Source organism: Dactylosporangium vinaceum, assembly GCF_019904175.1.
GTDB classification, from domain to species: domain Bacteria; phylum Actinomycetota; class Actinomycetes; order Mycobacteriales; family Micromonosporaceae; genus Dactylosporangium; species Dactylosporangium vinaceum.
The window spans coordinates 521,443-546,449 of the sequence record NZ_CP061913.1; the positions used below are offsets into that span (position 1 = coordinate 521,443).

21 protein-coding genes and 1 pseudogene are annotated in these 25,007 nt (G+C 71.0%); 11 read left to right on the forward strand and 11 right to left on the reverse strand.

What is annotated here, in order from left to right:
- Positions 1-38 precede the first annotated feature (38 nt).
- Genes Dvina_RS02445 through Dvina_RS02460 form a run of 4 tightly spaced genes read left to right on the forward strand, consistent with a single transcriptional unit; the run spans position 39 to position 4,804 of the window.
- Positions 39-1,301 (forward strand): nucleotide sugar dehydrogenase, encoded by a 1,263-nt coding sequence (locus tag Dvina_RS02445; RefSeq protein WP_306425129.1) that lies wholly within the window; start codon positions 39-41, stop codon positions 1,299-1,301.
- 34 nt (positions 1,302-1,335) lie between these two features.
- Positions 1,336-3,159, forward strand: a complete 1,824-nt coding sequence (locus Dvina_RS02450; RefSeq protein WP_223100747.1) for an ArnT family glycosyltransferase — start codon at positions 1,336-1,338, stop codon at positions 3,157-3,159.
- A gap of 53 nt (positions 3,160-3,212) precedes the next feature.
- Entirely contained in the window at positions 3,213-3,722 is a 510-nt protein-coding gene (locus tag Dvina_RS02455; protein WP_223100748.1) for a SigE family RNA polymerase sigma factor, read from the forward strand.
- On the forward strand, positions 3,722-4,804 hold the full coding sequence (locus Dvina_RS02460) for a hypothetical protein (RefSeq protein ID WP_223100749.1): 1,083 nt from the start codon (positions 3,722-3,724) through the stop codon (positions 4,802-4,804). Before Dvina_RS02455 ends, Dvina_RS02460 begins: the two co-directional genes overlap by 1 nt.
- A 22-nt stretch (positions 4,805-4,826) precedes the next feature.
- Here Dvina_RS02460 and Dvina_RS02465 read toward each other — a convergent pair whose 3' ends face one another.
- The 3 genes from Dvina_RS02465 to Dvina_RS02475 are packed head-to-tail and all read right to left on the reverse strand — an operon-like array spanning position 4,827 to position 9,237.
- Complete coding sequence (locus Dvina_RS02465) at positions 4,827-6,281, reverse strand: hypothetical protein (protein WP_223100750.1); 1,455 nt, start codon at positions 6,279-6,281, stop codon at positions 4,827-4,829.
- On the reverse strand, positions 6,278-7,228 hold the full coding sequence (locus tag Dvina_RS02470) for a glycosyltransferase family 2 protein (protein ID WP_246655977.1): 951 nt from the start codon (positions 7,226-7,228) through the stop codon (positions 6,278-6,280). The genes Dvina_RS02465 and Dvina_RS02470 overlap by 4 nt, the downstream gene beginning before the upstream one ends.
- 47 nt (positions 7,229-7,275) lie before the next feature.
- Positions 7,276-9,237: a hypothetical protein gene (locus tag Dvina_RS02475; protein ID WP_223100751.1), complete on the reverse strand. Its 1,962-nt coding sequence runs from the start codon at positions 9,235-9,237 to the stop codon at positions 7,276-7,278.
- A gap of 122 nt (positions 9,238-9,359) precedes the next feature.
- On the opposite strand from Dvina_RS02475, the gene Dvina_RS02480 reads away from it, so the two are divergent.
- On the forward strand, positions 9,360-10,520 hold the full coding sequence (locus tag Dvina_RS02480; protein ID WP_223100752.1) for an LCP family protein: 1,161 nt from the start codon (positions 9,360-9,362) through the stop codon (positions 10,518-10,520).
- Between the two features lie 94 nt (positions 10,521-10,614).
- Here the strand turns inward: Dvina_RS02480 and Dvina_RS02485 are convergent, their stop codons facing one another.
- Positions 10,615-11,469 carry an RNA polymerase sigma factor SigF gene (locus Dvina_RS02485; protein WP_223100753.1) on the reverse strand — a complete coding sequence of 285 codons (855 nt, stop codon included), beginning with the start codon at positions 11,467-11,469 and terminating at the stop codon, positions 10,615-10,617.
- A gap of 504 nt (positions 11,470-11,973) precedes the next feature.
- Between Dvina_RS02485 and Dvina_RS02490 the strand changes: the two genes are divergently transcribed.
- Complete coding sequence (locus Dvina_RS02490; protein WP_033363591.1) at positions 11,974-12,177, forward strand: cold-shock protein; 204 nt, start codon at positions 11,974-11,976, stop codon at positions 12,175-12,177.
- 149 nt (positions 12,178-12,326) lie between these two features.
- Here Dvina_RS02490 and Dvina_RS02495 read toward each other — a convergent pair whose 3' ends face one another.
- From Dvina_RS02495 to Dvina_RS02510, 4 genes are all read right to left on the reverse strand, one after another.
- A complete protein-coding gene (locus Dvina_RS02495) occupies positions 12,327-12,614 on the reverse strand; it encodes a hypothetical protein (protein ID WP_223100754.1) in 288 nt (95 codons plus the stop codon).
- Positions 12,615-12,705: 91 nt separating this feature from the next.
- Positions 12,706-13,020, reverse strand: coding sequence for an STAS domain-containing protein (locus Dvina_RS02500; protein ID WP_223100755.1), 315 nt, complete (start codon positions 13,018-13,020; stop codon positions 12,706-12,708).
- The gene (locus Dvina_RS02505) at positions 13,017-13,385 is read right to left on the reverse strand and encodes an ATP-binding protein (RefSeq protein WP_223100756.1); all 369 of its coding nucleotides are present in this window, start codon (positions 13,383-13,385) and stop codon (positions 13,017-13,019) included. The genes Dvina_RS02500 and Dvina_RS02505 overlap by 4 nt, the downstream gene beginning before the upstream one ends.
- Positions 13,386-13,492: 107 nt before the next feature.
- The gene (locus Dvina_RS02510) at positions 13,493-13,756 is read right to left on the reverse strand and encodes a hypothetical protein (RefSeq protein ID WP_223100757.1); all 264 of its coding nucleotides are present in this window, start codon (positions 13,754-13,756) and stop codon (positions 13,493-13,495) included.
- A 496-nt stretch (positions 13,757-14,252) separates the two neighbouring features.
- Between Dvina_RS02510 and rho the strand changes: the two are divergent.
- Positions 14,253-15,431: pseudogene (gene rho / locus Dvina_RS02515) on the forward strand (transcription termination factor Rho); the annotation flags it as partial.
- Here rho and Dvina_RS02520 read toward each other — a convergent pair.
- Positions 15,428-16,288, reverse strand: a complete 861-nt coding sequence (locus tag Dvina_RS02520; protein WP_223100759.1) for a DUF2207 family protein — start codon at positions 16,286-16,288, stop codon at positions 15,428-15,430. The pseudogene rho and the gene Dvina_RS02520 sit on opposite strands and share 4 nt — an antisense overlap.
- 63 nt (positions 16,289-16,351) lie before the next feature.
- On the reverse strand, positions 16,352-17,332 hold the full coding sequence (locus Dvina_RS02525; RefSeq protein WP_246655978.1) for a zinc-binding alcohol dehydrogenase family protein: 981 nt from the start codon (positions 17,330-17,332) through the stop codon (positions 16,352-16,354).
- Between the two features lie 71 nt (positions 17,333-17,403).
- Here Dvina_RS02525 and Dvina_RS02530 point away from each other — a divergent pair, with 71 nt between their 5' ends.
- The 4 genes from Dvina_RS02530 to Dvina_RS02545 all read left to right on the forward strand — a co-directional run bounded on the left by Dvina_RS02530 (position 17,404) and on the right by Dvina_RS02545 (position 21,014).
- A complete protein-coding gene (locus Dvina_RS02530; protein ID WP_223100760.1) occupies positions 17,404-17,766 on the forward strand; it encodes a winged helix-turn-helix transcriptional regulator in 363 nt (120 codons plus the stop codon).
- A gap of 268 nt (positions 17,767-18,034) precedes the next feature.
- The gene (locus Dvina_RS02535; RefSeq protein ID WP_223100761.1) at positions 18,035-18,301 is read left to right on the forward strand and encodes a hypothetical protein; all 267 of its coding nucleotides are present in this window, start codon (positions 18,035-18,037) and stop codon (positions 18,299-18,301) included.
- A 14-nt stretch (positions 18,302-18,315) separates the two neighbouring features.
- Positions 18,316-19,467, forward strand: coding sequence for an FxsB family cyclophane-forming radical SAM/SPASM peptide maturase (locus Dvina_RS02540; RefSeq protein ID WP_223100762.1), 1,152 nt, complete (start codon positions 18,316-18,318; stop codon positions 19,465-19,467).
- Positions 19,464-21,014: an aKG-HExxH-type peptide beta-hydroxylase gene (locus Dvina_RS02545; protein ID WP_223100763.1), complete on the forward strand. Its 1,551-nt coding sequence runs from the start codon at positions 19,464-19,466 to the stop codon at positions 21,012-21,014. Before Dvina_RS02540 ends, Dvina_RS02545 begins: the two co-directional genes overlap by 4 nt.
- Here the strand turns inward: Dvina_RS02545 and fxsT are convergent.
- Positions 20,983-24,999, reverse strand: coding sequence for an FxSxx-COOH system tetratricopeptide repeat protein (gene fxsT / locus Dvina_RS02550; RefSeq protein WP_223100764.1), 4,017 nt, complete (start codon positions 24,997-24,999; stop codon positions 20,983-20,985). The two genes, Dvina_RS02545 and fxsT, sit on opposite strands and share 32 nt — an antisense overlap.
- Between the last annotated feature and the right edge of the window lie 8 nt (positions 25,000-25,007).

Consider the following 25,007-nt stretch of genomic DNA (forward strand, 5'->3'; position numbering starts at 1 on the left):
CTGCCCGGCGGGCCGAGTGCTTCCCGAAAAGGATGATCATGGGCAAAGTCGTCATCATCGGGCAGGGGTACGTCGGCCTGCCGCTGGCCATCCGGGCCGTCGAGGCGGGCGACGACGTCGTCGGGCTCGACGTCGACACGGACCGCATCAAGGCGCTCGGCGCCGGGCTCTCGTTCGTCGAGGACATCTCCGACGAGCGGCTCGCGCGGGCGCTGGAGACCGGGCGCTACCGCCCGACCGACGACTACGCCGACGCGGCCGGCTTCGACACCTGCGCCATCACGGTGCCCACCCCGCTCACCGACGGGGTACCGGACATCAGCCACATCGAGCACGCCGCCATCGCGATCGCGCCGTACCTGCGGCCCGGCTGCACGGTGATCCTGGAGTCGACCACCTACCCCGGCACCACCGAGCAGGTGCTGCGGCCACTGCTCGAGCACGCCAGCGGGCTGCGCACCCCCGACGACTTCCACCTCGGCTACAGCCCCGAGCGGATCGACCCGGGCAACCCGACCTGGCACCTGGAGAACACGCCCAAGCTGGTGTCCGGCATCGACGCGAGCTCGCTCGCCGCCACCCGCGCGTTCTACGAGCGGTTCGTCGAGCGCACGGTCCCGGTCTCCGCCCCGCGCACCGCCGAGCTCACGAAGCTCTTCGAGAACACGTTCCGGCACATCAACATCGCGCTCGTCAACGAGCTCGCGATCGTGGCCAACCAGCTCGGCGTCGACGTGCGCGAGGCGATCGGCGCGGCCGCGACGAAGCCATTCGGGTTCATGGCTTTCGACCCCGGCCCGGGCGTCGGCGGACACTGCCTGCCGATCGACCCGTCATACCTGTCATGGCAGGTCAAGCGCGAGGTCGGGCAGCGGTTCCGGTTCATCGAGCTGGCCAACGACGTCAACGAGGGCATGCCGCGATACGTCGTGCAGCGCCTCGCGGCCGGGCTCAACACCCGGTTCAAGCCGGTCAACGGCAGCCGGGTCCTGCTGCTCGGCCTGGCCTACAAGAGCAACGTCGGCGACCTGCGCGAGTCGCCGGCCCGGGCGGTCGCCGAGCTGCTCGTCGACCTCGGCGCCGACGTGCGCGCGGTCGAGCCGCACGCGCTGCCGCGTGACGTGGGCAACCTCGGCCCGGTCACGCTCGTCGACCTGACCGCGGCCGAGGTCGCGGCGGCCGACGCGGTGGTGCTGCTCACCGACCACGACGACTTCGACTATGCGCTCGTGGAGGAGCACGCACAGTACATCTTCGACACCCGCAATCGTTGCCAAGGTCGCGTTGTCGAGCGCCTGTAAGGCGGCTCCCAGCGGAGTTCGATAGCCTGCCGCGGTGCCTCTTGCGCCGACTCGCCTCACTGTGATCCGTGCCGGGCTCGTCTTCGGCACCGCGGCGGTCGTGCTTGTCGAGCTGCTCTCGGCCGTCCATCTGCTCGACCGCCCCGCGATCATGGTGATCTGGTTCGCGGCGGCCCTGGCGTTCGGCTACTTCGGGCTCCCGTTCTTCCGGGCCCTGATCCCGCGGCTGCGCGCCTTCTGGGCGGACGCCGGGCGGGCCGAGCGGGTCATCGCGGTGCTCCTCGGCGGGCTGTTCCTCACCGACCTGGTCATCGCGCTCGTGGCGCCGCCCAACAACTTCGACTCGCAGACCTACCACCTGCCGAAGATCGAGCACTGGGCGGCGCAGGGCGGCGTGGAGTTCTACCCCACGATCATCGATCGGCAGCTGGCGATGGCGCCGGGTGCGGAGTACATCCTCCTGCATCTGCGCCTGCTGACGGGTGGCGATGCGTTCTACAACCTCGTCCAGCTCGCGGCGGGCGTCGGTGGCGCGCTCATCGCGTCCCGGATCGCGGCGCAGCTCGGCGGGGCCCGGCGCGCGCAGCTCGTCGCCGCGCTGATCTTCGGTACCACGCCCATCGTCCTGCTGGAGGCCACGAGCACCCAGACCGACCTCGTCGTGGCGCTGTGGGTCGGCGCCGTCGCCACCCTCGTGCTCGACGAGCGCGACCGGCGCACCCCGTGGCCGGCGATGCTCCTGCTGGGCGCGGCCGCCGGCCTTGTGCTGCTCACGAAGGCGACCGGCCTGGTGGCGGCCGGCCCGCTGCTCGTATGGTGGTTCTTCGGCCAGGTCCGGGCCCGGCGGATCGCCCGGGCGCTCGCCGGCACCGCGATCGTCGTCGCGCTGATGGCGCTCATCGCCGGCCCGTACCTCTGGCGCGTCGAGACCACCTACAGCAACCCGCTCGGCCCCGACCATCTGCGCGACTCGATCACCATGCAGCGCCACGACCCGGCCTCGGTGCTGATCAACGCGCTGCGGATCGCCGAGACGGCCCTGCAGCCCCCGAACCGCCCCGGCCACCCCCCGGTCGCCGCCGCCCCCATCCGCGGCCTGGCCCACGCGCTCGGCGTCGACCCGGACGCCCGCGAGATCACCTACTGGGGCGCGACATACCCCTACGACTCCTGGCCGCCGGACGAGGACCGCGTCTCGCTGCCGGTGCAGGGCGCACTGATCCTGATCGGCGCCGCCGTCCTGCTCTGGCGCCGCTCACCGGCCCGCCTCTACGCCGCGCTGTTCTGGGTCGCGATGCTGGCATACGTCGCAACCGTCAAGTGGCAGCCCTGGGGAAACCGGCTCATCGTCTTCCTGATCCTGCTCGGCACGCCGCTCGCCGCCCTCTGGATCGAACCCCTGCTGGTGTACCGCCGCCGCTCCGTCGCCCGCGCGATGTCCGCCGTCCTCGCGGTCGGTGCCCTGGCCGGCGTGGCGGCCGTCAGCGTCGGCTGGCCGCGCCGCCTGATCGGCCCGGGCTCGGTGCTGACGACGAGCCGCATGGACGAGCGGTTCATCCGGCGCCCGGAGTGGGGCCGCGACTACCGGTGGGCGGCCGACGCGGTGCGCAGCTCCGGCGCGAAACGGGTCGGGCTGCTCCAGGGGTACAACACGTGGGAGTACCCCTGGTGGATCCTCCTCAAGGGCGACGACCTCGTGTCGCTGCAGTCGCTGCAGCCGGACCTCCCCGCGCCGAAGATCGAGACGGTCGACGCCGTGGTGTGCGTCGACCCGCCCAACGGCTGCCGCTTCTACATCCCCGAGGAGTGGAGCCCGCAGACGCAGGGCTCGGTGACGTACGCCATCCGCCCTCGTTGATGCAAAGGTTTCGGCTGCCCCGCGCGTGATAGGTCGCGAGGGAGGTAGCCGCGTTGGAGGAGACCGAGTTTTCAGCGTTCGTCGCCGAGCGCGCCCACGCGCTGCTGCGCACGGCCTACGCGCTGACCGGTGACCGGCACGCCGCCGAGGACCTGGTCCAGTCGGCCCTGGCCAAGGCGTTCGCGCGCTGGCGGCGCATCGATGAGCCGGAGCCGTACCTCCGCCGCATGATCTACAACGACTTCGTCTCCGCCTGGCGCAGCCCGCGCCGCCGCCGCGAGGTGAGCGTGGCCGAGCCGCCGGAGCGCGGCTCACCGGCGATCGTGGAGTCCGACACGGCGCTGCGGCTGCTCCTGCGGGATGCCCTGCAGCAGCTCCCGCCCCGGCAGCGGGCGGTGCTGATCCTGCGGTACTTCGAGGACCTCACGGTCGAGGAGACCGCCGCCGTCCTGTCCTGCCGCCCCGGCACCGTCGCCAGCCAGGCGTCCCGCGCCCTGACCAGGCTGCGCGAGCTGGTCCCGCAGGTCGAGTGGTCCGTCGACCTCGTGGAGAGGAGGAGCTGATGCGCTTCGAGGAGCTTCTGCGCGACACCGTCGACGAGATGGGTGCCGAGCTGCGGTCGGTCCCGCCGGGCCTGGCCCCCTCGGCCATGGCCGAGGGCCGCCGCATCCGCGTCCGCCGCCGCGTCGCCGTCACCGTCGCCGCGCTGTCCGCCGTGGTCGCGGCCCTGCTCCCGGCCGTGCTCTCGACCGGACCCGACGAGCGCCCGCAGCCGCCGCTTGACGCCACGGCGGTCCCGAGCGACCGGCCCGGGCCGTCGCTGCCGCAGGCCGGACCATCCGCCGGACCGTCGGTGAACGTGACGGGCGTCCTGCCCGGCGGCTGGCGGGTGATGGCCGCCGGCGACCTGGCCCTGCGCGCCTCCGGCAGCTACTGGCCGATGGGGCTGCCGACGCCCCTGACGCAGGTCGCCCCGGCCGGCTACCGGTACCTGACCCGGCTCAACACGCAGGCCCCGCTGCAGATCGCCGACGTCGACGGCGAGCACGCCGTCAGCGTGGACCAGCGGTGGGGCAACGGCGTGTATCACTGGTCCCCGACCGGCGACCGCGTCGTCACCTCGTGGACGCCGAAGGACGATGTCTCCGGCTTCATGGTCATCGAGGCCCGCACCGGCAACACGACAGGCACCTCCGTCGACCGGGCCACGTACGACTGCGGCCGCTGCGACTACGCCTTCACCCGCACCGGCACCGAGGTCGTCGTGGCCCTGGCCGACCGCACGGCCGGCGTGGGCGTCGAGCGCTTGACGCGGGGCCTGCAGTTCTTCGACGCGCTGACCGGCGCGCCGACCCGCACGCTCCTCGCACCCGGGATCCAGGTCCCGGACAGCCCGTTCGCCTTCTCCCCGGACGGCCGGTTTCTCATCACCCAGTCCACCACCCTGTCGGCCGGCAGTGTGCTGGTGAACCTCACGACCGGGGAGACGAAGCCGTTCCCGTTCGCCGCCGTCTGGGTCACCGACGACCAGCTCGTGGCCCCGGCCGGCACGGTCGTCATGATCCTGCGCCCCGACGGCACCGTCGCCGGCGAGCTCACCCCGGCGGTCGCGGGCGTGCCGATCGTGCTCGGCCCGCCGGCCTAGCTCCGTCCTGCGCGCGGGCGGGCTAGGAGAGGGCGGGCTCGGGGGTCTTCGCCGCCGTCACGTCGGCGGGCTCGTCGCGCTGCAGGAGCGTGAGCGCCTCGCCGGCGGTCAGGATCAGCCAGATGGCGCCGTTGGTGCCGCCGATGAGCCAGTCCTCGGTGGCGATCGTCGGGACCACGGCCAGCGCGCCGACGGTGAACCAGGCGGCCGGCATGGCGCCGTTCACCCGCCGGCGGATCGCGTGCCACAGGAGCAGGGCCAGGCCGAGCAGGAAGGCGAGCGCGCCCAGGACGCCGCCGCGGCGGAAGGCGCCCACGGCGGCGTTGTCGGTGTTGAGATCACGGCGGGGGCCCTCGACCGGGTTGCCGTCGTTGACGCGGTGGACCACGGCTCGGGAGGTCTTGGCGTCGCCGAAGGTCTTCTCGGCCCAGCCGGCGTGCTTCCAGTCGACCCAGACCTTGCGCCAGGTGTCGGTGCGGCCGCTCGTGACGTCGCCCGGGTTGTCGGCGAAGCGGTCCTTGAGGACCCACTGGTAGCCGCCGCCGACGGTCAGCACGAGGGCGATCACGACGAACGGCGTGGCCAGGGCGGGCCAGCGGCGGTCCACGTCCCCGTGGCGCTTCCACAGCGCCACGCCGAGGTAGACGACGGCGGCGGCGGCCGCGAAGACGAATCCGGTGCGGGACTGGCAGATCGACAGGACGAACGCCGCCAGTGCCGCCACGCCGAGCCGCTGCCACCAGAGCAGCGCCCGGTCGAAGCCGATCCGGATGGCCGCCACCGTCATGAAGCCGGCCAGGGAGTTCGGGTGGTAGTAGAGCCCGGGGCCGCCCCAGAAGCGGTCGGTCATCATCCGCGCGGAGGCGTTGTCGGGAATGGCGTGGACGCTGTCGAAGAGGCTGCCGGAGCCGGCCAGCAGCAGGGCCGCGATGCCGAGCAGGACGGCCGCCGCCATGCCGATCGAGAGGTCGCGGCCGCGCCTGCGCCCGGTCGTGTGCAGCGCGATGATCGCGAGCACGGCCAGGGTGAAGACGCCGGCGTAGGCGACCCGCTGGCCGGCCACCTTCCACTGGGCGACGAAGATCGCGCCGAGGATGCCGAAGAACCAGTAGGCCAGGCCGAGCCAGGCGGTGCCGAGGCGGGGCAGGCTGCGCAGCGAGCGCAGCCACGGCCACGCCCACACCGCAAAGACGGCCACCTCGATCACGAGGACGGCCCAGATGATCCCCGGGCGCTTGGTCGCGGTCCAGGTGAGGATGCCGGCCAGCACGAAGAGCCCGCCGAGCACCAGGCCGGGCAGCGTGATCCCGGGCAGCGTCAGCGCGATGCCGACCACGGCCATGGCGATGAGGCCGGCCGCGAACGCTCCGGCCGACTGGCCCGGACTATCTGTCCGGGTGTACTCCAAGATGCCCGCGAGCAGCGCGATGACCACGGCCGCCACGGCAAAGGCGGCGCGCCCCTTGGAGAAGTTCATCCGGCATTCGTCCTTGCTCGGCGGCGGCTGAGGAAGAAGTCGCGGACCACCCGGCGCGGACCGGCGGGAACCAGCCAGACCTGCAGGAAGGTCACGTAATCGGTGAAGCTGGGCTTGCCGTGCGTGCGGGCCTCGCGGAGCAGGCCGAAGAACACCTTGGGGCTGCGGCTGGCCGCGGCCATGGAGCCGACGACGCTCATCGCCAGGGCCGCGTAGGCCCGGGGCGTCACGCGCGGACGCGTCTGCTGCAGCCACTCCAGCGACTGCTTCCAGGGCGCGTCGAAGCTGATCCGGGGCCGGTTCTCGTCGGCGTACCAGATGACGAGCGGCTCCTCGGCGTAGATCAGGTCCACGCCCTCCTCCTGGAGGCTGCGCAGCGTCCAGTCCAGCTCCTGTAACCGGCGCAGGCCGTCGGCGAACGGCACCTTCTTCAGCAGCGCGGTCGGAGCCATGATCGTCGAGGTCTGGATGAAGCCGTCGCCGTGGAACAGACCGTGGCGCACCGCGAGGTACTCGCTTATCGGCTCGCCCGGTGCGGGGATCCGGCGGGGCATGATCAGCTCGGCCCGGGGCGTGCGCATGTAGAGGCGGCTGCCCACGATCGGCTGGGGCGCGGCCGCGGCCCGGGCCCGGCTCAGCTGCGTCGTGAGCTTCTCCGGCAGCCACTCGTCATCGTCGTCGAGGAACGCCACCCAGTCGGCCCGCGCGTTGTCCACGCCGCGGTTGCGGGCGTTCGGCGCGCCTCCGGACTCCGGCAGCTCCACCGGGCGCACCCGCTCGTCGCCGATCGCGGTCAGCGCGGCCACCGTCGCCGGGTCGGGGCCGTCGATCACGACCACGACCTCGATGTCCGTCAGGGTCTGGGCCAGCGCACTGCGAACGGCCCGTACCACCAGCTCCGGCCGGTTGCGCGTAGGAATGACGACGCTGACCTCGGGTTTTTGCACGATGACCAATCCGTCTCGGTTGCGGTGCTGCGCCACCACACTGAGTCCTATGGGTTCGCTGGCGTAGCGTACACGACCTGCACTTTCGCCGGATATTTCGCAGCCAGCGCCCGGACCGCCGCGACATTCGTCGGCGCGGCCGGGTCGCCGAACGCCACCGGGAGCGGCTGACCAGGCTTGACGTTCGGCCGGTACGGGTGCTCTCCATCGACAACGAGCAGGCTCGCCTCCGGGTCGTGCACGAAGAACCGGACGGGCACCGGGCTCTCCCGCACCAGCCGGTCCAGATCGTCGATCGTGCTGCCCTTGCCGGCCGATCCCGGGTACAGCAGCCCCGACCAGGCCGGGAAGTGGCGGTACTGATGCTGCAGGGCGGCCGCGCCGAGCGTCGCCGACCAGTTGCGCCACGGGCTGCCCATGAGATCGACGTTCACCGCCCCGCCGCCGTCCGGGAACATCCTGGCCATCAGCAGCGCGTCGCGGGCCGCCTCGGGGGAGCCGCGGTCCTTGCCGAGCGCGAGCTTCACGCCCGGCGCGACAGGGGTGGTGTGCCACTCGCCGCCGGCGATCGCGAGCGCCGCGACCACGGGGATGGCCACCGCGATCCGGGCCGCGACGCCGAGGCCGGGCAGGAACCGCACCAGGCCGCCGAGCGCGCACAGGCACACCACGATCAGCAGGTGCAGGAGCTTGTCGAAGTAGTACACCGGGCGGCCGATGGTGGCGATCTGGTAGAGCCCGAGCCCGGCGGCCAGTGCGAACGCGACGGCGACGGCGAAGAGCGCGGCCCGGTGGCTCGGCGCGCGCAGGCCGCGGCGGAGCAGTACCGCCGACAGGGCAAGTGCCACCAGCGCCAGGGTGGCCGGCCGGTCCACGACCCGCGCGGTGCCGTTGAGCAGCAGCTGGGTGCCGCTGGAGGCGGTCATGGCGGTCAGCGGGCCGATTGCGCTGACGACGGCGACGAGCATCGCGGCCAGCCAGCCCCACCAGAATCGCCACAGCCGGGCCCGCCCGATCCACCACAGGGCGGCCAGGCCACCGAACGGCAGGAACAGCGGGTAGCTGAACGAGATCCCGACCAGGAGCAGCGCCACGGTCACGGTCTGCTCGCCGAGCCGGTGCAGCGGGCGCACGACGATCGCGGTGAGCACCGCCGCGCAGGCCAGGCCGGCCAACTCGTTCGGGTAGCCGCGGGACAGCACCGTCACCGGGTCGCCCAGCACCAGCCAGGCGGCCGCGATGAGCAGGACCGGCAGCAGGCGGGCCGGCGCGGCACCCGGGCCGGCCAGGCGGCGCACGGCCCACAGGACGGCCAGCGCCAGCAGCAGGAACGTGCCGACCAGCAGCCAGACCATCGCGTCGACGGCGGCCGCGGCGCTCGTGCGGCCCGTGGTCGAGGCGATGAAGCGGTCGAGCACGGCGTAGGAGAAGTGCAGGCCCTGCGGGTAGTTCGCGATGCCGGTGAGCTCCTCGTCCGGCACGAACGGGCGCAGGGCCTCGGGCCGCAGGAACAGGTAGCCGCCCGTGCGCCCGATCACGTCGTAGATCAGGTAGTGGCGGGCGATGTCCTCGCCGGCCAGCGGCAGGCCCAGGCGGCCACCGAGGTCGCGCGCGGCGTACGGGATGAGCGTGACGACGGTGACGCCGGCGGCGGCCATTGCCAGGAGCGTGTCCAGGGGAGCCTTCCGCGGCCGGTTCAGCCGGCCCGTGGCGGCCGCGATGAGCACGAGCGCGGTGAAGGCCACCCCGGCGACCAGGGTCGGGTGCAGGTGGCCCGGCCAGAGCGTCAGGCCGAGCCCGAAGACGCAGGCGGCCCCGAACAGCTGGGCGCAGGCGAGCACGAACCTGTCGATCAGGCCGGTGGCGCCGCGCTGGATGGCCATCGTGCCCACCAGCACCAGCAGCGGCAGCAGGGCGTCCAGGCGCAGCGGATGGGCGGCCAGCGGGACGGCCCAGGCCAGCACCAGGGCGAGCGCAAAGGTTAGGGGGCGGGGCCGTGCCGTCTCCATGCACTCTCCGTAACTGGCCTCTGTTCCATTTACTGGGAGGTGACGATATCGCGTTGCCCGGGTACCTTCGGGGCGGGCGTCATCGCAGTGACAGAAGGTGATGGAGCGGCAGGGAGAGGGCCTTGGCACAGGGCAAGACCCGCAAGCGCAAGAAGCGCCGGAAAGATCCGGTCTGGGCGAGCACGCTGGTGATTGTCGGCGCCCTGATGATGATCGTCGCCGGGGGCACGTTCGTCATCAAGGACACCGTGTTCGGGTTCGCGACACGCAGCGTGCACACCGAGGATCTGCTGCCGCAGGAGAACGAGGGCCGGCACGCGTCAATCAACGGCGCGAAGAACATCCTGCTCATCGGCATCGACCCGCGGCCCAACCAGAATCCGAACGACGCGATCCGGGCCGACTCGATCCTGCTGCTGCACATTCCGGAAACGCACGACATGGCGTTCCTGATCTCGATTCCGCGTGACACCTGGGTGTCGATCCCCAAGTACAACAACGGGAACCGGACCTATAAGGGAGGCAAAGACAAGATCAATGGCGCGTTCGCCGAGGGCGGCTACGGGCTGACCGGCAAGGAGCAGCGCAAGCACGGCACCACGCTGCTGGCCGCGACCATCAAGCAGAACTGGGGCGTGACCTTCGACGCGGCCGCGATCGTCGACTTCGTCGGCTTCCAGGACGTCGTGAAGGTCCTCGGCGGCGTCGACATGTACATCGACGTGCGCACGGTCTCGGTGCACATCGGCCACGACGCCCAGGGCAACACCAAGACGCCGTTCGAGCAGCGCGACGCGCCCGGCGGCGGCACCCAGCTGATCCCGATCAAGGGCGTCACGCCTGTCGTCTACGAGGTCGGGTACCGCCACCTCGAGGCGTGGGAGGCGCTGGACTTCGTGCGCCAGCGCGAGACGCTGCCCAACAGCGACTACGACCGCCAGCGCCACCAGCAGCAGTTCATCAAGGCGCTGCTGAAGAAGATCGCCAGCAAGGAGGTGATCGGCAGCCCGGGCACGCTCAACAAGGTCCTGGACGTCGTCGGGCGGGCGATGACCATCGACACCGGGCCGTTCGGCCTCGACGACTGGATCTTCGCGATGCGCGGGATCGACGGTGACCGGCTGCTGACGCTCAAGACCAACAACGGCGGGTTCCACGCCTCGACCGAGAACTCGGGGGCCGAGGCGCTGGATCAGACCACGCTCGACCTGCTGGCCGCGGTGCGGGCGAAGACCGTCCCGGAGTTCGTGCAGAACCACTCGGGGATCGTCGGATCCTCCTGAGACACGGCTGTACAGCGGGCGCCCGTCGTTTCCCCCCGACGGGCGCCCGCTACTTTCCCCCCCACGCAGGTGGTGGCTTCTTTACGCGGCCGGTCTACTCCGCGACAGCGCTGAGCTCCGAGCGCAGGGTGCGCAGCGCGGCGGCCAGCAGCCGGGACACGTGCATCTGGGAGATGCCGAGTTCGGACGCGATCTGGGACTGGGTCAGGTTGCCGTGGAAGCGCATCGCGATGATTTTCTGCTCGCGCTCCGGGAGCTTGGCCAGCAGCGGGCGGAGCGCCTCGCGGTTCTCCACGTTCTGCATGTCCGGGTCCACGTCACCGAGCAGGTCGCCGAGGCCGGCCGCGCCCGGGTCGCTGCCCTCGCCCGCCGGGGCGTCGAGGGAGAGCGCACGGTACGCCTGCCCGCAGTCCAGACCCTCGATGACCTCTTCCTCGCTGACGCCGAGGCGCGTGGCAAGGTCGGCGACCGTGGGAGAGCGGCCCAGGTCCTGGGCCAGATCGCCGGAGACCTTGGAGATCTCCAGGCGCAGCTCCTGCAGCCGCCGCGGGACGCGGACGTCCCAGCCCTTGTCGCGGAAGTGCCGCTTGAGCTCGCCGACGATCATCGGGATGGCGTAGCTGGTGAACGCGGCCCCGCGGGACGGGTCGTAGCCGTCGACGGACTTGATGAGCCCGAGGTTGGCGACCTGTACGAGGTCGTCGAAGTGCTCGCCGCGGTTGCGGAAGCGCCGGGCCAGGTACTCCGCGAGCGGGATGTACAGCTCGATGAGCCGGGCGCGGACACGGGCGCGGTCGGCGCCCGCGGGGAGGTCGGCCATCAGCGACAGCAGCGCGCGGGCCTGTGCGTCGGTCGCCCGGGTGCTGGTGCTTTCGCTCGTCCCGGAGCTGGCCGGGGCGGCGTCGGCGAGGGCGCGGTCGATGGCACGGTCGACAGAGATGGTGGTCATGGGTTTGTGGCCCTTCTGGTACTTTGACCGGCTTTTGCGTGTGGTCGGCCGCCATTACGCAGACTCGTGCTGCGTCCGGGAAGGAAAGAAGGCAAGCGCCGCCACGCCGGTCGGGAATCGCTACTCGGCACCCGTTTCTTGAGTGCCGGTGCAAGACCTGCGGTGGCTCGTCGGGGTCGTGTCGCCGCTGCTGGACGACACCCCGCAACCGAACTGCCGGTTCGGCTGAGATGAGCTGAGCCGACTGTACTAGATCTTCGCGCTGTTGGCGAGAACCAAGTGTTGAAGCCGGTCGCTATATCACCGACTGTCCAGTAGGACAATACGCTGAGTATCCACAAGCTTCGCGTGTGCATTTCGGTTTGGTCGTCGATCCGGTCCGCATGCCAAAGACGGGGCTGCGTTTTCGTAGCGCGCAGGCTACCGTCTTTCACCGTGGCGCGCGCCTGTTTCAGCATTGATCCGTGAGGTGCGGATCGGGGCGGCGTCGCTAAGGAGTTACACGTGGCATCAGGCACGGTGAAGTGGTTCAACTCGGAGAAGGGCTACGGCTTCATCTCGCAGGACAACGGTGGACCTGACGTGTTCGCGCACTACTCGGCGATCCAGGCGACCGGCTACCGCGAGCTGACCGAGGGTCAGAAGGTCGAGTTCGAGATCACGCAGGGCCAGAAGGGGCCGCAGGCCGACAACATCCGTCCGGTCTGAACAACACCCCAAGTCGTAGGCCGAGACCCGCTTCACGGCCGAAGGAGTAGCAAGCCCCCGTCCGAAGTCTTTCGGCGGGGGCTTCGCAGTTCCTGCGGTCACCGGCTCGAGCCGGCGACCGCATGTGGAATTTTCAGATTCTGCGGATATTACCGGGCCGGTTGGGCCAGTGCCTTCGGCCGGACGAAGACCTCCGGCGTGCACGACGCGGCATAGGCGTGGCGAATCATTCGCAATGCCCAGTTCATCCGGTTCGAGGCGCACTCCGGGTGCTCGCCGAACTCGGTCGCGACGCGGGCCACACAGCCCTGGACGCCGATGCGGCGCAGCGTGTGGGTGACGGCGGCGCGGACGTCGGCGTCGACCGGGCCCTGCGACATCTGCAGCTGGGAAGCGAAGAGCGCTTCGGCGCGGACCGCTTCGAACGTTGACTCCATCACTTACCTCCTGCCGAACTTCCCTGCTGTGGTCCAGCAAACTCCTGTCCGGGTGCCGACGCGGGAACTGTCCGGTTGCCAATCGGTTGACTTACGTGGGGGAGAGGCCGAACTCCTGCAGCACGCCGGTGAGCTGGAGCAGCCGGTGCACCGCGGGGCTGGTGCCGGTGATGCGCAGGCCGCCGCCGACGTCGGTGTTCGCGGCCACGAGGACCTGCAGGCCTGTCGAGTCCATGAACGTGACGCCGGTCAGGTCCAGGTCGACCCGGGAGGGCCCGTGCGCGTGGATGGCGTTGCGGAGCACGTTGATCAGCTCGGGGGCGCTGGTCATGTCGAGCTCGCCGGAGGCGGTCACGGTGACCGTGCCGTCCGGAGCGGGGGTGGCCACAGCGGCGAAGTCGGTCATAGCAGCTTTGTCACCTTCACGAGCAGCCCGTCACTGTCGACGGAGACGTCGTCGGCGAGACTGCGGATGACCTTCAGAGAGTGCCCGGACGACATCACGTTGGAGAGGGTCTCGGTGATGGGCTCGCCAGGTTTGGTGACTTCAATCACACACTGCATCTCGTCGACCGTCGCGCGGACCTGAAACGCCACACCTACCCGCACATGACCGATCACGTTCGCCCACGTCTCGGTGACGATCAGGCCGATATCTGTTCGAGTCTGTTCGGCTACGCCCAGTCCGGCCAGCGCCCCGTCGAGCACGTGTCTGAGCGTGCTCATGCGGTCGATGTCGTGCGGCAGGTCGACGGTGAGGCGAAGGTCCACGACTCAACTCATACCGCACCAGTTCAACGGAGAAACGTCAGTCCGGTCGCAATTGGATCAAGGGGAATGGTGGCGGTGAAGTTTCGGTTACAAAGTCTGGATCGGGCTCAGCCGGCGAACGCGAACTCCTTCGAGGCCAGCGCCTCGTACGCGGAGCGGACCATCTCCAGGGCCCAGGACATGCGGCGGGCGGCGCTTTCCGGATACTCCCCGAACTCACCGGCAACCCGGGTGGTGCAGCCGTTGACACCGTAGCGGCGCAGCGTGGTGGTGACCGCCGCGCGCACCTGCAGCGGCGTCGGCTCCTGAGAGATCTGCAGCGCGGAGGCGAAGAGGGCCTCGGCCCGGACCGTGTCGAACGTGCTGTTCATGTCAACCCCCCGGTTGGTGTGCTCCCTGACACCACCCAGAGAACCGGGCGGCCGGTGCGCGGCCAGGACCCGTCCGGTTGCCGGACGGTAGCGCGGCTCCCGGCCCCGCGTGGACGCGCCGCCGGGCCCCGCAGCCGTTCGGGTGCTAACCGGTTGACCGGGCTCGTTTTGCCTGGTCGCAGCCGTCCCGATCGGGTCGGATGGCCGACCGAAAGCACGCCACGCCCGCGGTGGGGCTTGCCGACCGTTGGCGTTCGGGTTACGGTCGAGCCAGTCCCGCGGAAGTCGGCGCTCGCCGCCCGGGGACGCCCTATCGCCACCGCGTGTCACGCTCTCGCGCAGGAAGCCAGGCGGCCACCGCACACGCAGCGCAGCCCGTTCCTCGAGCTCACGCGTATCCGGAGATACTTTTTCTCACGGCCGAACAGTCCTTAGGAGGACGCATATGGCCCCAACTGAAGTGTTGGAACGCACTACCCAGAAACCGAATCCCGCAGGTCAGAGCCAGGAACGCCGGCGCACCCGCTCCTCGCAGCGCGGCCGCGACCGCAGCCGCCCGGCCAACCAGCCCCAGCCGCCCACCCCGGGCGAGGCCCGCGATGTGGCCGGCATCGCCGACGTCCACCGCGACAAGATGATCCTCCGGGTCGACAGCTACCTGCCGGGCCCCGACGACGTCGCCATCCCCGCGGCAATGGTCCGCAAGTACGGCCTCCGCCAGGGCGACGCCATCACCGGCAGCGCCAACGGCGCCACGCTCACCCGCCTGGACACCGTCCACGGCAACGACCCCGAGTGGGCCCGCACCCGGCCCGAGTTCAGCAAGCTCACCGCCCTGTTCCCGCAGGAGCGGCTGCGGCTGGAGACCGGCCCGCGCCAGCTGACCGCCCGCCTGATCGACCTGGTCATGCCGATCGGCAAGGGCCAGCGCGCGCTCATCGTGTCGCCGCCGAAGGCCGGCAAGACGATGGTGCTGCAGGCGATCGCCAACGCCGTCGCCCAGAACAACCCCGAATGCCACCTCATGGTGCTGCTCGTCGACGAGCGCCCCGAAGAGGTCACCGAGATGCAGCGGTCAATCAACGGCGAGGTCATCGCCTCGACGTTCGACCGCCCCGCCAACGAGCACACCGGCATCGCCGAGCTCGCCATCGAGCGGGCCAAGCGTCTCGTCGAGCTCGGCCATGACGTGGTCTTCCTGCTCGACTCCATCACGCGCCTGGGCCGCGCCTACAACAACTCGGCGCCCGCCTCCGGCCGCATCCTCACCGGCGGCATCGACTCCAACGCGCTGTACCCCCCGAAGCGCCTCCTCGGCGCCGCCCGCAACATCGAGAACGGCGGCTCGCTCACGATCATCGCCACCGCGCTCGTCGAGACCGGCTCCGGCGGCGACACCGTGATTTTCGAGGAGTTCAAGGGCACCGGCAACGCCGAGCTCAAGCTGGACCGCAAGCTCGCCGACCGCCGCGTCTTCCCGGCGATCGACATCGACGCGTCCGGCACCCGCCGCGACGACGTGATCCTGCACCCCGACGAGCTGGTGGCCGTCCAGCGGCTGCGCAAGGCCCTCGGCGCATCGGGTCAGCCCTCGACGGAGCAACTGCTTGACCGCCTGGCCAAGACCCAGTCGAACGCCGAGTTCCTGACGCTCCTGCTGCGCGGGCAGGCTTAAAGGGCGACCCGCGAGCGCATCAGGGCCTCCTCGGTCGGCAGGACGCCCAGTGCGGAGGCGAAGGCCATCTCGCGGCCCCAGGACGCCACGTCGGCCGGTGCGAGGTCGTTGACGCCCTCCACCGCGACCAGGTGTGCGCGGTACGCCAGCCAGGACCCGGCGACCCGGCTGCCCTCCGGGGTGTTCCTGTCGCTCCAGCGCAGCTCGACCAGGAAGTACATGACGAGGTAGATGGCGGCCGCGGCCATCAGTGAGCCGGTGATCTGGTCGGCCAGGTTGGCCTTCAGCTTGTACGCCGCCCACATCCAGGTGCCGAACATGCACCCGGCCGGGACGAACGCGGCACCCAGCAGCGTGCGGCGCATCGGGCGGGACAGGCGGCGCTGGGAGAGGCCCCGGGTGCGGGCCTCCTCGACGACCGCGCGGTAGAAGGCACCGCGCCAGCGGCGGGCCTCGGTCCAGCTGCGGAAGGCCAGACTCGTCAGCGACGCCTCGCCGTTGGCGGACAGCCGGCTGACCCGGTCCAGGACCTGCTGCTCGTAGGGCGTGAGGCTGCGCCCGTCGCCCTTGCGGAGCCGGACCGTCGTCTCCTGCGGCTCCTCGCCGGGCTGGCGCAGCTCCAGGAAGCCCCGCGCGGCCAGGTCGAGCAGCGTGCTGTCGATCGCGTCCTCGTCCGAGCGCCACCGGTTGATCAGCAGGCTGACCACCGCCGGCGGCTCTTCACCCGGCGGGGTGGCCAGCGGCGCCCCGGGCTCGGGCAGCCGAGGCCGCGAGCGCCAGAGCGCGACGGCCGTCAGCAGCACCCACGCCGCGAGCGTGACGGGCACGCTGAGCTGCAGGAACGGTGGCCAGTCCACGGGAACCTCCGGGCAGAACGGATCTTGGGGTGGCGCGGCGGTGAGCCCAACCACCTTAGACCGTCAATCCCGGAAGCCGCTGAGCACGACCTTCCCCGTCATGTGGCCGTCCTCGACCAGCTCGTGGGCCTTGCGCAGACCCTCCGCGTCGATGCGCCCGAGGTGCGCCGTCATCGTGTGCCGCACGGTGCCGGCGTCGACCAGCTCGGCGACCCGGTTGAGCAGCTCGTGCTGCACGATCATGTCGGGCGTCCGGAACAGCGGCCGGGTGAACATCAGCTCCCAGTGGAACGAGATGCTCTTCACCTTCAGCGGCAGCAGGTCCAGGCCCGGCGGCTCGTCGATAGCCGTGATCGCGCCGCCCGGCCGCAGCGCCCGGGCGAAGTCCTCGATCCGGCCGGCGGTGAAGGGGGAGAAGATGTAGTCCACGTCCTCGGGCAGCTCGTCGTGGCCGACCACCGCGTGCGCACCCAGGTCGAGGGCCCACTGGCGGGAGTCGGGGCGACTGGCGGTACCGATGACGCGAAGTTTGGTAAGGGCGCGGGCCAGCTGGATGACCATCGAGCCCGCCCCGCCGGCCGCACCGAGCACCACGAGCGTGCCGGTGCTGTCGGCGCCGAGCCGAAACCGGTCGAACAGGGTCTCCCAGGCCGTGATCGCGGTCAACGGCAGCGCGGCCGCCTCCGCGAAGCCCAGCGACACCGGCTTGCGCCCGGCGATCCGCTCGTCGACGAGGTGCAGCTCCTGGTTGGTCCCGGGCCGGTCGATGGAGCCCGCGTAGTACACCTCATCACCGGGCGCGAACAGCGTGACCTCCGCCCCCACGGCCTGCACGACCCCGGCCGCGTCGAACCCCAGCACCCGTGGCTCGCCCCCGGGATCGGTGCCGGCCCGCACTTTCACGTCGACCGGGTTGACCGACACCGCCTCGACCCGCACCAGCAGATCGCGCGGCCCAGGAGTGGGCGCGGCAAGCTCGAGGTCTTCCAGCACGCTCGGCCCACCGGGCGTGCGATAACCGACAGCTCGCATCATGTGCTCCATGAACTGGACGCTATTCCGATGACCCCGGTTACCTGCAAGGGCCATTACTTCCTTTTGGGTACCATCGCGGCATGCCCGCCCCCGACGACGTCTACGCCGCCTGCTGCCCGTGCCGCGACATGCTCGACCTCCTGGCCAACAAGTGGAGCGCGCTGGCCCTGGGCGCGCTCGAGGACGGCCCGCAGCGATTCGGCGCCCTGCGCACCCGCCTCCAGGGCGTCAGCCCGAAGGTCCTCACCGCAACCTTGCGCCGCCTGGAAGACCACGGCCTGATCACCCGCCACATCTACCCCGAGATCCCACCCCGGGTCGAGTACACGCTGACCGCCCTCGGCCACGACGCCAACGGCCCGCTCTCACTGCTCCGGACCTGGGTGGAGAGCAACATCGACCGCTTCCCGTCGGGCCGTGAAGCGTCCGATGTGTCGGCCTAGCAGCGTGCCGCCGCTCTCCCGCTAATACCTTGCGGAACTTGATCACGCAGCCTGAAATCCGACATCGCGGAGGGTGGACTTGCGACCGCGACCTGGTATCTCTGGTGTCCGCAATATGCCGGACCCGGATCGTCACTTCTGCGGGTGGCTTCGGTTGAACCGGAAGCCTCTGTGAGCCTTTTAGGGAGCGCCAACGCTGCCGAAAGAGCAGAGTGAGCAAGTGGAGTCAGGCATGGCAGAGATCGGGCATCCGGAGGCGCAGTAGATCATGGGTAACGCACCCACCGTCACCGAAATGTCTGGTTTTTCCCGGCAGGCGACCGATGGACCTGACTCCATGAGGCTACTCCTGCCGCACCCCGCCGAGGCCTCCGAGGCGAGCGCCATCTCGGACCTGGCAGTGATCCACGACCTGCCTCTGGACGAGGTCCTCGGCCTTGATCGCTCGGTCCTGGCGGAGTCACTCCTGCGGGTCCGTCAGTTCTTGAACAGCGACGCGTCCGAGCACGTTTCTCGTTTCAACGCCGCCTTATGAGTCAGGCGGGTGCGATGACGGGCGTCCCGCCGTCAACCCGCCAGGTCCTTATCAAGATTCATGGGCGTTGTAATCTTAAATGTACCTATTGCTATATATACGAACACGTCGATCAAAGCTGGCGCCGGAAATCGGCGGTGATGTCGGATGCGGTCGTCGCCCAGGTCGCCAAGCGGCTGGCCGAACACGCCATCGAGCGGCGGTCGAGCGGTTTCGAGATCGTCTTTCACGGCGGCGAGCCGCTGCTGGCCGGGCCCGACGGCATCGACCGGGCCGCCTCCATCCTGCGCGATGCCGTGCCGGTGCCCCTCTCGTTCACGGTGCAGACCAACGGGACCCTCATCAACCCCGCGTTCCTCGACGTCTTCCGCCGGTACGGCATGCGGGTGGGCGTCTCCCTCGACGGCGGCCAGGAAGCGACGGACCGCCACCGCCGCTACGCCGATGGCCGGGGAAGCTTCGACCTGGTAGCCCGCGGCCTCGACCTGCTGCGCACCGAGCCCCGCCTCTACGCCGGTGTCCTGGCCACGATTGACACGGCCAACGAGCCCGTCCAGGCGTACGAGGATCTGCTCCGGTTCTCCCCGCCACGGATGGATCTGCTGCTGCCGCACGGCACCTGGGACCGCCCGCCGCCCGGCCGGGGCGCCGACCAGATCGGCACGCCGTATGCCGAGTGGCTCATCGCCGTCTTCGACCGCTGGTACGACGCGCCGGTGCGGGAGACCTCCGTCCGGCTCTTCGAGTCCATCTGCGACCTGCTGCTCGGCGGCCCGGGTGAGAGCGAGGCCGTCGGCCTCGGCCGGGACATGACGGTGACGATCGAGACCGACGGGTCGATCGGCCACAACGACTTCTTCAAGGTGACGGCGGACGGGGGCGCCGAGACCGGCCTCAACGTCTTCGACCACGACTTCAACGACGTGCTCGCCCACCCCGCGTGGAACGTGCCGTCGGGGCTCGAGAGCCTCTGCGCCACCTGCCGCTCCTGCCCGGTGGCCCGGGTTTGCGGCGGTGGCCTGCGGGCCCACCGGTTCAGGGCGGGCGGGCTCGACAACCCGTCGGTGTACTGCCCTGACCTCCTCGCGCTCATCCAGCACATCGAGCGCCGCCTCACCGCTGACCTCCGGCGGCTGCGCCCGGCCTTGGCGGAGGCGGTGGCGTGATCGAGCGGTATGCGCTCACGGCCGGAGAACTCGACGCCCTCGGCGCCGGATACGGGACGGTCGGAGTGCACCGGATGCTGGCCGCCTCGCAGAAGACCCGCCGGATGCTGTACATCCGGGAGCTGCACGACACCGCCCGTGATCCGGATCTGCGCCGGGCCGAGGGCTTCGACGACGCCCTTGCGCTCTTCGCCCGTGCGCAGGCGGCAACGCCCGCGGCCGCGGATGCGGTGCTGCACGACCCGTTCTTCGGGGTCTGGGCGGGCAACGCGATCCGCGAGCCGGCCGGGCGGCTGCGCATGTTCGGCGCCTACGCCGCGGCGGCGGCCGTGCGGGCCGGTGTGCCGTTCCGCATCGCCGTGCCGGCCCCCGAGGGTCGGCTCACCCTGCCCGGGCTCGGCGCGTTCATCGGCGTCGACGGCGGCTCCGCGGTGGTCGAGGGCGGCCCTGACGGACACGTATCGCTGACGGAGGGCCGACCGGCCTGGGCGCCCCTGCGACGGCTCCGCTGCGGCATCGCCATCGACGATCTCGACCCGCACCGCGACTGCTTCGAATGGTCCCCGGTGGCCCGCCTCGGCGACGCGGCCGCCGCCCCGTTCGCCGAACGTCTCGAGCAGGCGCTCGAGCTGCTCGACGGGCACCATCCCGAGCATGCGGCGGGCATCCGGGCCACGCTGCGCGCGCTGGTCCCGGTCACCGCGCCCGACGGCGGCAACGCCAGCGCGGCGTCCCGGCGGGCGTTCGGCGCGATCGCGCTGGAGGCTCGGGGCGGCCCGGCCGACCTGGCGCTCTCGTTGATCCACGAGTGCCGTCACATGACGCTCGGCGCCGTGCTCGACCTCGTCGACCTCTTCAGGCCCGGCGGAGACCCCTGGCACTATGCGCCGTGGCGGGCCGATCCGCGAACCGTCTCCGCGCTTTTGCAGGGCACGTACGCCCACGTCGGGGTGACCGACTTCTGGCGGGTCGAGCGCCGGCGCACCGGCTCCGTGGCCGCGGAGTTCGAGTTCGCGTACTGGCTCGAACAGACCTCCGCCGGCGCCCGCAGCCTCCTGGCATCGGGCGAACTGACACCGTGGGGCGAGCGGTTCGTGACCCGGCTGGCCGAAACCCTGGGCCGCTGGGAGACGGAGGACGTCCGGCCCGACGTGCGCGCCGCCGCGTCGGCGGCCGTGCTGGCCGTCGGCGTGCAGTGGCGCCTCGACAACGTCCGCCCGGACCCGGACGGAGTGGAGCGCCTGGCCGCGGCCTGGCGCGGCGGCTCGCAGTGCCCGGCCCCGCCCGGCGCGGAGATCCGGCCGGGCCCGGCCCGCCCGGCCCGCGTGCCGGCCGTCGCCGACCGCCTCCGGCAGCAGGTGCTCGGCGAAACCGCGGCCGCGCCGGACGGCGCGGGCGACGTGTGGATCAAGCTGGCCCTGGAGGCCGGCCGGGGGCCGCTCGTGCAGTGGCCCGAGGTTGTCCGGGCCGTCTGCGCGAGCACGGGCGCCGACCCGTCGCGGCTGGCCGGCTGGCTCACGTCGGCGGCGGCTCGATATCGCAGTTGAACCGGGTCTGCAGGGCCGCCGGTAGTGCCTCCTCGGTCCGGACCTGCAACACGCTCGGGTGCCCCGCCCCGAGTGTCGCGACCATCCGGGCCAGGGTCGGCTGCAGCAGCGCCGCCGCGCCGATGGTGTCGCCGACCCGGGCCCGGCTGATGCTCAGGTTGACGCTCGCGGCCAGGGTGTCCGGGTGATCCTGGCCGAGCGAGCGGGTGAAGTTGCTGACCGTCCGCTTGTCGAGCTGGAGCGCGGCCTCGATCTCGCCCAGCGCGAACAGGTCGTTGGCGAGATTGAGCTCGGCGGCGAAGACGTAGGGGTGCTCCCGCCCGAGCGTCCCGTGCAGGCCCGCCACTGCCGCCTCCGAGTCCGCGAGGGCCAGGGCGTACTTGCGCTGGCGCCGCAGGAAGATGGCGAGGTTGTTCAGGCAGGCGAGCGTGAACGCGTGGGTCGGGCCGAGCAGCTCGGTGTAGCGTTCCAGCACCTTCTCGGCGTACCGCTGGGCGAGGGCGTCGTCGTCCTGCGCCGAGGCGTCACAGGCCAGGTTGAGCTGGCACGCGAGGAAGTCCAGGTCATCGGCCTGCACGGTGCGCCGGTAGATCTCCCAGGCCCAGGTCGTCAGGTCGCGGGCCTCGGCCAGCTCACCCAGCTTCCGCAGCGTCACGGCGAGGTTCTTGGCCGTGCGCAGGGTTTCCGCATGCTCGCCGCCGAGCACGAGGCGGCAGTCGGCCAGCGCGTTCTTGAGCACGACCCGGGAGTAGCCGAAGTTGCCGACCTCACGAAGATCGCGACCGTAGTTGTTGGCCGAGAACAGCGTGTAGGTGTCGTTGGGCAATGTCGCCTGGCGCTGCTCCCAGATTCGCTTGTCGAGCTGCTCGGCCTCGTGGAACTCGCCCACCAGCCGGAGACTCACCGCCAGGTTGTTCATCGCCATGAGCGTCAGGCGGTGGTCATCTCCGAGCTTCTGCCGGGTCAGGTTCACCGTGAGCTGGTCGAGGGCGCGGGCCTCGTCGTAGTGGCCGAACGTTCGATGGTGGCTGCCGAGCCCGTTCGCGGCCACGAGCGTGTGGGTATGGTCGGGGCCGGCCACGACTTTGAGGCGCTCGTAGACCTCGCGATTCTCGTCGTACGCCTCGAGGTGGGCACCGCGGGCCCGCAGCGCGATCGAACGCTGGTAGCGCATGAGCAGTACCAGCCGGTGATCCGGGCCGGACGTGCGGGTCCACTCCTCGATCGCCAGATCGGCCAGCTGCACCGAGCTGTCGAAGTCACCCCGCCGGCGGTGGTAGACGACCGCATCGATGACCAGCAGCCGCACCTCGGCGACCTCGGACAGCAGCGCCTTCGACGGTCCGAGGTGGGGAACGATTCCCCGGTACCTGTCCCACGAATGGCTGTCGGCCGGATCGTCGGGCCGGCCGTGGGCGAGAATCAGGTGGACCTGAGCCCGGTTGACCTCCCACGCATCCGGATCGAGGCTCTCGCGGATGACGGCCTGCACCAGGCGGTGCACGGAGACGACGCCCGGGCCGCCGGAGTCGCTCGTGTCCTCCTGGAGCAGCGCGTACTTCGTCAGCTCCCGCACCTTCGGCTCCACCAGTGTCCGGTCCCGCAGCTCGGCGATCTCGTCGTCGAACTCGGCCAGGATGCCGACGCAGACGTCGCCGTAGAGCAGCGACAGCGGGATCCGGTCCGGCCCGAAGAAGGAGCACAGCTCGATCAGCTTCGCCGCGGCGGCGTCACGGGCGCGGACGCGCTGCAGCGACACCGTCCAGATGGCCGCCGCCCGCTCCGGGTAGTCGCCTTCGCGGCGGGTCGGCAGCGCGGCCTGCGGCTCGGCGTCGAGCAGGCGCAGGTAGTCCTCCACCGACTGCCGCGACCCCGGCGTCTCGCTGGCCGACTCGGCGACGAGGTACGCCGCGGCCTGCTCGACCGCCAGCGGCAGGTCGCCGAGCTTCGCCGCGATCCGATCGGCGTCCTCCGTCGCCAGGCCGTCCACCATGAGCCGCAGCAGCATCACGCTCTCGGCCCGGGAGAAGACGCTGACCCGGATCGGGCGGCCCAGGTCCGACCAGGCCGGGCTGCGGGAGGTCACCAGAACGTGACCGGTGCCTCGCGGGATGTAGGACCGGATGTGTCCGGGGTCCTCGACGTTATCGAAGATCAGCAACCAGCGGCTCGTCGGGCGGTTCTCGCGTAGCGCGCGGATGACCTCGGCCGCGGTGTCCTGCACATTCGACGCCGTCGGCAGCCCGATCGCGCGGGCCAGCTGGTCCAGGTGGCCCGGGATCTCGGCCGGGTCCTCGGCCGGGATCCACCAGACGATGTCGTAGTCGGCGCTGAAGCGACTGGCGTACTCGTGGGCCACGACTGTCTTGCCGACCCCGCCGAGCCCGTGGAGAGCCTGGAGGACAACGGCTCCGGCCCGGCGCGACAGTTCGTCACGGAGGTTTTCCAGCAGCTGGGCCCGGCCGATGAACCGGGTGCTGCGCACGGGCACGTTCCACACCGACGGCCGGTCGCCCGGATACCGCGGGGCCAGCGAGGGTTCGGCGGTGATCGCGGCGACCGGCGGCTGCTCGGTGATGCGCAGCGCCTCGAACAGCGCGGTCCGGACGTCCTGCCAGCTGCGACCGGCGATCTCGATCGGCGGCCGGTCGGCGAAAGGGCCGGTGGGCTGGGTCTGGCCGGTGCGGATCGGCTGCACGAACCGCCGGCGGCCGCCCCACTCCCGATCCACGCCGAGCTTCCACGCCTCGACACCGCTCGTGGAGCGCATGAGGTCGTCGGAGAGCAGGAGCAGCAGCCGGCTGGCCCGGCCGACGCCGTCGGCGAAGTCAGCGGCCCGCTGCGGGCCGAGGTGGTCGCCGATCTCGCGGTAGGCCGCCCGGATTCCGGCCAGCGTCAGGATGGCCTGGAGCCACTCGGCCCACATCCGGTCGACCGCGGCGTAGCCGATCAGGACCTCGGACGGCGACTTGGACGTCCCGACCTCGAAGTCGGCAAGCACCCGGGACCGTTCGGCCTCCGCGATCGGGGCCAGGCGGTCGACCAGGCCGCTGGTCAGGTACGCGGCGAGGTGCTCGTAGGAGCGCAGCACCACGTGCTCGCCGCCGCCCGGATCTCCGAACACGGCGAGCGTCTCCTCGGCGGCGTAGCGGGGGTGGTAAGGCACCTCCACGTCGGTCCAGTACGCCTCGGCCGACTCGTCGTCCAGCCCGATGGGGTAGCCCTCGAACCGGAACCGGGCCAGGTTGCGCAGCGGCTGCACCCGGTCATCGTCGACCGGGTCGACGCACATGGGCACCGGCAGCATCCGGATCGGTGCGGGCTCGCCGCGCCGGGCGATCGACTCGGCCACGGCGGCCGAGCCTTCGATGCCCTGCAGGTTGAGGCGGAAGCAGTTGACGACCTCGTCCGCGAGCGACAGGGTGCACAGGCTCGGCACCGGGCCGAGACCGGCCGGGCTGTCGATAAGCACGAAGTCGTAGTCGGCCCGCATGTCCGCGGCGAGCGCCCGCAGCAGCACGGCGCCCCGCATCTCGCGGAGGAATGTCCACCAGTCGAAGGAGCGGAGCCGCTCGGAGTACACCTCGTCCTGCCGGCCGGCCGACATGATCTCCAGCCGCCCGGGGCCGCCGAAGTCCCACTCCAGCCGGGTCGCGTAGTCCTGGATCCGGGCGTAGTCGAGGTACCAGTCCGGGCCCTCGCCTTCGGCCGGTTCGTCGAGCACCGCGTTGCTGTAGCGGCGGATGAGGTCGATGACGCCCTCGGTGCTGCGGAGGTAGTCCGGGGGCAGGAACGGGCGGAAGTACCGGGACAGCGCCGGCGCCTCCAGATCCCAGTCGACGGCCAGCACCCGCAACCCGCGGCTGGCCAGAATCCAGCCGATGTTCGCGAGCGCCATCGTCCGGCCGGTGCCGCCCTTGTACGAGTAGAACGTGATGATCCGGCCGGTGCCCCCGCCCGCCGCCGGTTCTGTGCCGGTGCTCATGCCACCCC